At 60.2% G+C, this 7,559-nt stretch carries 4 protein-coding genes and 2 pseudogenes; 3 read left to right on the top strand and 3 right to left on the bottom strand.

Annotation, left to right across the window (positions count from 1 at the left end; all coding sequences use genetic code 11):
* Positions 1 to 18 precede the first annotated feature (18 nt).
* Positions 19 to 654, bottom strand: coding sequence for a tyrosine-type recombinase/integrase (locus JOZ76_RS18440; RefSeq protein WP_291700502.1), 636 nt, complete (start codon positions 652 to 654; stop codon positions 19 to 21).
* Positions 655 to 1,040: 386 nt separating this feature from the next.
* Between JOZ76_RS18440 and JOZ76_RS18435 the strand changes: the two genes are divergently transcribed.
* Complete coding sequence (locus JOZ76_RS18435) at positions 1,041 to 2,804, top strand: alkaline phosphatase family protein (RefSeq protein WP_291700500.1); 1,764 nt, start codon at positions 1,041 to 1,043, stop codon at positions 2,802 to 2,804.
* A gap of 325 nt (positions 2,805 to 3,129) precedes the next feature.
* Positions 3,130 to 3,234: pseudogene (locus tag JOZ76_RS38565) on the top strand (PEP-CTERM sorting domain-containing protein); the annotation flags it as partial.
* A 269-nt stretch (positions 3,235 to 3,503) separates the two neighbouring features.
* Here JOZ76_RS38565 and JOZ76_RS18430 read toward each other — a convergent pair.
* A pseudogene (locus JOZ76_RS18430) lies at positions 3,504 to 5,580 on the bottom strand (prolyl oligopeptidase family serine peptidase).
* 173 nt (positions 5,581 to 5,753) lie between these two features.
* Positions 5,754 to 6,317, bottom strand: coding sequence for a phosphotransferase family protein (locus JOZ76_RS18425; protein ID WP_366938592.1), 564 nt, complete (start codon positions 6,315 to 6,317; stop codon positions 5,754 to 5,756).
* Between the two features lie 1,025 nt (positions 6,318 to 7,342).
* Here JOZ76_RS18425 and JOZ76_RS18420 point away from each other — a divergent pair.
* Positions 7,343 to 7,559 (top strand): response regulator (locus JOZ76_RS18420; protein ID WP_291700496.1); only part of this gene is annotated, 217 nt, incomplete at its 3' end.

Here is a 7,559-nt window from a genome sequence, read left to right as displayed (position 1 = left end):
GTAGAGCGCGGGCCCCTCTCAGATCTCGATCTTCTCCGCGATCTCAATGGCATCATCAATCTCGATGCCGAGATATCGAACCGTGCTCTCGATCTTCGTATGACCCAATAAGAGTTGCACCGCACGCAGGTTTCCGGTTCGTCGGTAGATCAGCGTCGCCTTGGTTCGGCGCAGCGAGTGAGTGCCGAACTTGAGCGGGTCGAGGCCAATGCTGGCAATCCACTGGCCAACGAGACGGGCGTATTGACGTATCGTGAGGTGAGCATCGTCGTTCCGGCCAGTAAATAACAACTCGGCGGGCGTCCTGGGCGTCATTCTGAGATAGTCGTCGATGGCTTGCCGGGTCTGCTCGGTCAGCTCAAACCGAACAGGGCGACCGGTCTTCTTCTGGCGGACTGTTGTGCGATCTAGCGCATACCCGTTGGGTGCCACGTCATCGACACGCACGGCGACAACATCGCAGCCGCGCAATTTGCTGTCGATAGCGAAGTTGAACAGGGCAAGGTCGCGAGTGCGGCCCTCAAGCTGCAGCTTTGTGCGGATCGACCAGACTTGACTTACTCGCAGGGGAGGCTTTGCGCCGATCAGCTTGCCCTTGTTCCATGGCTGACGGCGAGGCGGACCGACGGATCGGATTCCTTGAGTCTCGTTCATGACCAGTCTCCTTGTTAGAGAGGCCGATCAGAATGGCTCGTACTTAGGCCTAAGACGTTGATCAAACGGGCTTTGAGGCAACAACCGTCGGAACATGGTTCACGGCAGCGTCGAGGGGCGGCGCTGTTGACCCTAAGCCGACGTGATACTTCGGCAGTCTGCCGACGATCTGAATTTCCTGCGGCTGATCCGCTCGAGCGGGGACCGTACCGACTTAGCAAGAACACTTCGTGCGTCGTCGATCCCTCTCGCTCACATTCTTAGCTGCGCATAGTCATCGAATCCCCAAGAAAGCGTCATCGCGGCGTCAATTGCCCGCGAATAGAGTGCCGCAGCCTCAGTCAGGCAAATTCTCAACGCATCGAAATATTCGAAGGAGCGAAATCATGGCTGATTTTCGTGCCTATCTACTATCAACCGCGATCGCGGGCGCGCTGCTCACCTGCACAGTCGCGGTCGTCCAAGCTGACGACGACCGTCGCGTCCGGCACGTCCTTCTCCTGAGCATCGACGGCTTTCATCAGCATGACCTGGCGAACTGCCTGCAAAGCGGCACATGCCCGACGCTGGCAAAACTCGCGGGCCGCGGCGTCACCTATACCAACGCGCGGACGACCACGCCTTCCGATTCGTTCCCCGGCTTGCTCGCGCAGTTGACGGGTGGAACGCCGAAAACGACCGGCGTCTACTATGATGACAGCTATGATCGCACCTTGTTTTCGCCAGACGGAAAATTCCCCGCAGTGATGGCCGGATGCGCCGGCAATCCGGGAACCGAAGTCGTGCTGGACGAGTCGATCGATTTTGACTCGACCAAGCTGTTTAGCGGCGGCATCAACCCGGCCTTCCTGCCTCACCAGCGCCATGCCGACGGCAGCTGCACGAAGGTGTTTCCGCACGATTTTCTCAAGGTCAACACCATCTTCGGTGTCGCCCATCAAGCCGGCTTGCAGACGGCGTGGTCCGACAAGCATCCGGCCTACGACATCGCGAATGGCCCGTTCGTCGGCACGCCCAATATCGACGACCTGTACACGCCCGAGATCAACTCGAACATCTTCACCGCGACGCCAGCCGGTCCGGCTTCGGCAAACGGCGTTGACTTGGCAGGCCCCGCCGGCAAATGCGACGCGACGAACTCGACCCTGGCGTTCAACAACATCGCGCCGGTGCAGTACGTCGACTGCTCACCGACACAGGAAGCCTATGACGACGTCAAGGTCAACGCGGTCGTCAACTGGATCAACGGAAAGCGCGCGGAGGGCCAGCCTTGGACCGGCAGGGCGCCGGCGATTCTCGGCATGAACTTCCAGGCAATCAGTGTCGGCCAGAAACTCGTGGCTGGCGGTTACGACGCGCAACTTGCGCCGAAGCCGATCCTGGCCCACGCTATCGCGCACACCGACGCCTCGATCAAACGCATGATCGATGCGTTGAGTGCACGCAACCTGCTCGAGGACACGCTGATCATCGTTTCGGCGAAGCACGGCCAGTCGCCGATAGATCCTGCCAAGCTGCAGATGGAAGCCAAGGCGACCCAGGCACCGGACCACACGGTGGTGGATCCCGGTAACGTCATCACAGCGCCGGTCGACCAGACCTTCTCCGCGTTCACCAACCCGAACAGCGGTAGCCAATATGCGCAAGGTGGTCACCTGCAGACGGACGACGTTGGCATCGTCTGGCTTCAGCCCAACACGTCGGCCGACGTGAAGCAGGCGGTGACCAGCCTGCAGAACAACGCAAAGCCGATCCACGCCGACACGCTGTCGCCGGGGACGATCTTTGGCTCTAACATCACCTCCGGTGACGCGCTCGCCGATATCTTCGGCGATCCTCGCGTTCCGGGATCAATCGCTGCCGCGAGAGCGCCTGACATCTTCATTCAGCCCGATCACGGCGTGATCTATTCGGGCAGCAAGAAGAAGATTGCGGAGCACGGTGGCGGGTCGCTCGATGACACTCATGTTGCGCTGCTTGTCGCGGGACCTTCCGTCGGCGAAGGCGGCAAGGTCAACGACCTCGTGCACACGACCCAGATCGCTCCGACGATCCTGCGTGCCCTTGGTCTTCCCACCCGCGCTCTAGACTCGGTCCGACAAGAAGGCACACGCGTTCTTCCCGACCTCTTCGACGGGGACGACGACTAGCCGACGCTCAAAGGTCGGAGTTTCGCGATGCGCTGAAACGAAACTGGCCGGCGGTGGATAGCCATCGGCCATTACATTACGTGCGAACTTGTCGCGCTTATCGCCTAATCCTTGCTACGGTGCCGGTGCCTGTCAGCTTTTGTTCAGCTTCTCTGTCTTGCTGCAGGTTTCACAGCAAGCGCATGGCCGCCGCAGCCCATTTTTCCACCAAACCCAATAGCGCCGGTCCTCGCTCTTGGCCTTTATGATCGCTCACCAATCCACGACACCGGCGCTATCTACGCTTTTAATGATCCGGTGCAAGTTGGGACTTGGAGTGTCGATATCTGCCGTCCCCGAACCTTCCACATGGGGAATGATGATCCTCGGCTTCCTCGGATTGGGCTGGATGACGTATCGGCGCAAGAATAGCACGCCGAGCTTCGCCTGAGCCGGACCGCCGTCGGTAACAGACAAGACCGCCTTCGGGAGGTCCTTTTGTTTGACCGGCGACTTCTGGTGTTGGCCCAAGGCGGCCGAGAGCTGGCACTGCAGCAAGTCAGCAGCTATCTGAGCTATAGCAGCCTTGGCGCTCACACATTCGGGAAGGCAGCACATGACCCACTGCCGACAATTCCTGCCGAGCCTGCGCCGGCGAGTAAGCTCACTATCCCTGTTCGGGAAAGCCTCGAAGGCGGCGCCTGTATCGCCCGTCAAAAGCTAGCTCGGGACAGAATCATCGGTGTCCCAACCAATGGCGCGGCGCAGAAAATTATAGTTTAGCGCCTGAAGGGCGGCACGTTCGCCGTTGTCCTTCCCGTCGCTGTGACCGCCCGTGGCGGGCTCGTAAAAATAGGCATCGTAACCCATGGCCTGCAGCTTGGCCGCCATCTTTCGCGCATGAGCGGGATGAACGCGGTCATCCGCGCGGCTTGTCGTCAGGAGAATCGGCGGATAGGGCCTTCCGGGCGCGGCAACGTGATAGGCCGAAATTTCTGATAGAAACGCCCAGTCTTCCGGTTTGTCCGGATCACCATATTCGTCGATCCCGACATTGCCCACGAGCAGTTTCTTGCTGCGACGCATGTCGATGACCGCAACGGCACAGAGCAAGGCGCCGAATCGCTCGGGATAGCGGGTCATCATATTCGCAATGAGAAGACCGCCGTTCGATCCGCCTTCCGCAGCGATGCGCTCAGGCCGGGTTACCCCACGCGCCACGAGATCCGCCGCGATGGCGGCGAAATCATCGTGAGACAGTCGTTTGCCTTCGCGGCGCCCGACATCATGCCAGTCTGTCCCAAACTCGCCTCCGCCGCGCAAATGCGTAATCACGCATGTGCCGCCGCGCTCGAGCCAGAGCTTTCCAAGCGCTGCATTGTAAAAACGGGGCATCGAGATTCCAAACCCGCCATAACCGTAGAGGTGCACCGGGGCATTGCCCGTTTCGCCGGGCGGCCCGACCTGCACATAGGGAATCGCGACGCCATCACTCGACGTCGCCTCATGCCGTGAGACCGCGAGCCCGGCTGGATCGAATGCCCGCGGTGCCTGCTTCAATAGGACAGCCGGCGCTTTCGGCTCGAGCAGGAACAACGAGGGCGGTGTCAGCGGGTCGTGCGCAATTGCAAGGAGACCCCCGTTGCTCTCATCCTCTTCGGTATCGAACGGCCAGACATGGGCTGAGCCATTCTTCGGCAGGCCCGGGAGCGTCTCCCGCGTCCAAGCGCCTTCGCTCGGGGTCAGCGCTTCGAAGGCCGGATCGAGATTATCGAGAATGCTCAAGATCAGCCGGTCACCGGCCCAGCTCATCGTCTGCAAGGCGCGCCGTTTCGCTGGCTCGAACAGCTTCGTAAAATGACGGTGACCGGCCAGGAATGCCCCGAAAGGAATGCCGATGACGCTGTCCGGCTCAAATCCTTCACTCGCAGGGATCCAGGCCGTCCGCAGCTTCACGACAAGCCAATCGCCGTGCACCCATATATTTGCATCGGAGGGAACATCGATCCTGGTTCTGGCCCCGCTACGATCGCCCATCCAAAAGTTGATGTCGATAAGACCCGGCTTCTCGACAAACCATACGCGCTCTTCCGGGGCATCGCGATCGACCTGGGCCCCGACCCCGAGATAGTCTTCCTTCGTTTCGAAGATGACGGAGGCTGCGAGCGGATCGGTTCCGCGCCGCCACAGCCTGACGGTGCGTGGCAACCCTGTGTTGGTTGCCATATTGGGGCCGAGCGGCGACATCAGCAGGAGCGTGTCGTGATCGAACCAGACCACGTTGCTGCGCGCCTCAGGCAGATTGAATCCGTCAGCAACGAATTCGCGGGTGTTGAGGGTCGAATTCGCGCAAGACAACCGCGTCCTTGCCTCCACGTGAGAGGTGAACGATCGCCCGGTCATGCGTCCCGGGAAGTGATTGCCCGCCACGCCACACCCAATCTTCGCCCTCTTTGGTAGCTAGCGCGTCGACGTCGATAAGGACATCCCACTGCGTGTTCTCACTTCGAAAACTATCGAGCGAGGTCGTCCGCCACAAACCCCGTGGATGTTCGGCATCCTGCCAGGGATTGAACAGTCTCCTGCCCCTCCGGTTAGGAAACGGAATGTTGTCCGGCCGATCGAAGATGAGCTTGAGCGTATCGCGATCACCAGCAAAGCGGCCGTTGCCGAACCGATCCAGTGTTGCGGCGTTCTGCGCCTCCACCCAGGCCAGCGCCTGAGAGCTTTCGGTCTCCTCGAGCCAAAGGTAGGGGTCATCGTCCGGCGCTTCGACAGTGGGCCTTGCATCAACCATGGGCCAAGAAACCTCTCGATTCGCCGCGATGCAGGCGAGGACCGCTGCGAACGATAAACGGGATGATCGTAGCAATCTAAGGAAGATACTCTGCCTTGCTTCCCGTCTTGATTTCAAATCACGGTAACTTGTCAGCGCGCTCAAAAAAATGCTCGTGCGGTCTCAGCATGCGCTCATGCAAGCCGACCCGAGGAGGCCCGCTCTCGGAGATAGCCGAGGTGATCTTCCGCGGCGTCGCGCTTTTCGGGAATATCGGCGAGAGCCCAACACCAGACCGAGACGCATAAGCTACGCAGGTAGCCAAGTTCAACGAGAGCGTCACGATTGAGCGGCTCGAATGCAGTCAATTCCGGCGCGGAGAGAAAGCCGATGTCCCATTCGCGCGGGCCGAGGCACGCATCCTCGAAATCGTTCCAGAGCGCACCATCAGAAGTGATGAACACGTTGCCGAGATGCGCATCGCCCAGGATCGGCACGAGCCGCACCGGCAGCCGGTCCAATGCAATCCGAAGAGAGCTGTAAATCGAGAGCAGAAATTCCCGATCGTCGTGAGCCAAGGCGGGCAGCGCCATGGGGTTTGGAGCAAATTGCGGCATTGATCGATCTTCGCCCAGAAATTCGGGAGCTCGGAGGGAAAATCGGCGAGCGCTTGATGTACGCGGCTTAGCGCCTCGGCCGCGCGCGCCATGTGCGCGGCGTTGTCCTCGCCCGCGGGTACATGGCTGACAAACTCCCAAAAGCTCACGGCAAACCCGGCAGAGAAATGCGGACCGGGAGGCACTTCGGCAGCAAGTCTAACGCTCGGGGCTCCGCGTGCAGCGAGATGTTGTGCGACGGCCAGCTCGCGGCGCAGCCTGTCAAGCGACTGCGTATCGTCGCGCACGGCACGGCCGACCAATCGCGTCGGCAGCAGGCGAATGCTAACGTGCTGCGAAGTGTGCAGCACAACAGGATCGACGCTCCTAACGCCAAGCCGGCGGGCCACCTCCATCGCTGCTGCCACGGCTGCCGCTGAGAATGCCAGTTTGGACATGGGCTTCCTCAAATCGTGCCGCCCGCATAAAATCTACGCCCGGGGAACTCGGGTTCGACCGAATCGAGGAGCGGACCTCCAGCCCAACTCAGGCGCACGACCGGTTTACCCGGTCGCGATTGAGACTCAGCCCCGTATGACCAACAGCGCAAGCGTTCCAATACCGAGGAGCGCTGCCCAGCTCACCAGCACCGCCATTCCGTACTTTCGAAGCAATCGGGGATCCATTTCGTGCTCCATGAGTGCGCCACCAGAAAATAGGGGCGCTCGCCACCTTTGCCAGATGGCGGAGCAAACAGGTACACAGCCGCGCGTCCGCCATTGGCCCGAAGGCAAAGAAGCCTGGGAACGCTGCGCTGGCCCGCTGTCAGGGGCAGACCGGACGTGCGTCTCGGGGTTATCGACCGCCGGTCATGACCCTCAGCAGAAGTTTGGTGTCAGCCGGGCGCGTCTTTTGACCCGAGGCGGCTGTTCAGCACCTGAAAAGGCTAACTCCGTTGTTGAGGCAGATCGCGATTACTGCGCATACCAGTAGTTGTACGGTCGCCACATGCCCCACAATCGACGCAAACTATGCTCAGCGTTCTAGTGCGCGGAAGTTAGTAGCGCCTTCAATATTGTTATAGTTGGGCTTGGCATCGTTTTCTGCGGCCCGTTAGCGGCCTGCGATGATGCTGCTTGCGAGATAGACTAGTTTGACTGGCCTTCCACGGGAGGAGGGGCACACATTTGTCTACGCCTACGGTCATTTCAGTTGTCGATGATGACGCATTGGTCCGCACTGCACTGAACAACGTTCTATTGTGGCGCGGCTATATCGTGCATGCGTTTGGTTCGGGCGAGGAGTTGCTGGAGTCGTCCCGCTTAAATGCCACGTCGTGCGTAATCTCGGATGTGCAGATGTCACGGATGGACGGCCTTGAGCTGCTGGCGAACATGCGCATGC

This window comes from Bradyrhizobium sp. (genome assembly GCF_019244115.1).
Lineage (GTDB): Bacteria > Pseudomonadota > Alphaproteobacteria > Rhizobiales > Xanthobacteraceae > Bradyrhizobium.
This window is presented reverse-complemented; position numbering and strand designations above follow the sequence as displayed.

Bases quoted from the DNA above. Each gene is read 5' to 3' on its own strand.
- JOZ76_RS18435 (WP_291700500.1), top strand. From the start codon at position 1,041: ATGGCTGATTTTCGTGCCTATCTACTATCAACCGCGATCGCGGGCGCG.
- JOZ76_RS18440 (WP_291700502.1), bottom strand. From the start codon at position 654: ATGAACGAGACTCAAGGAATCCGATCCGTCGGTCCGCCTCGCCGTCAG.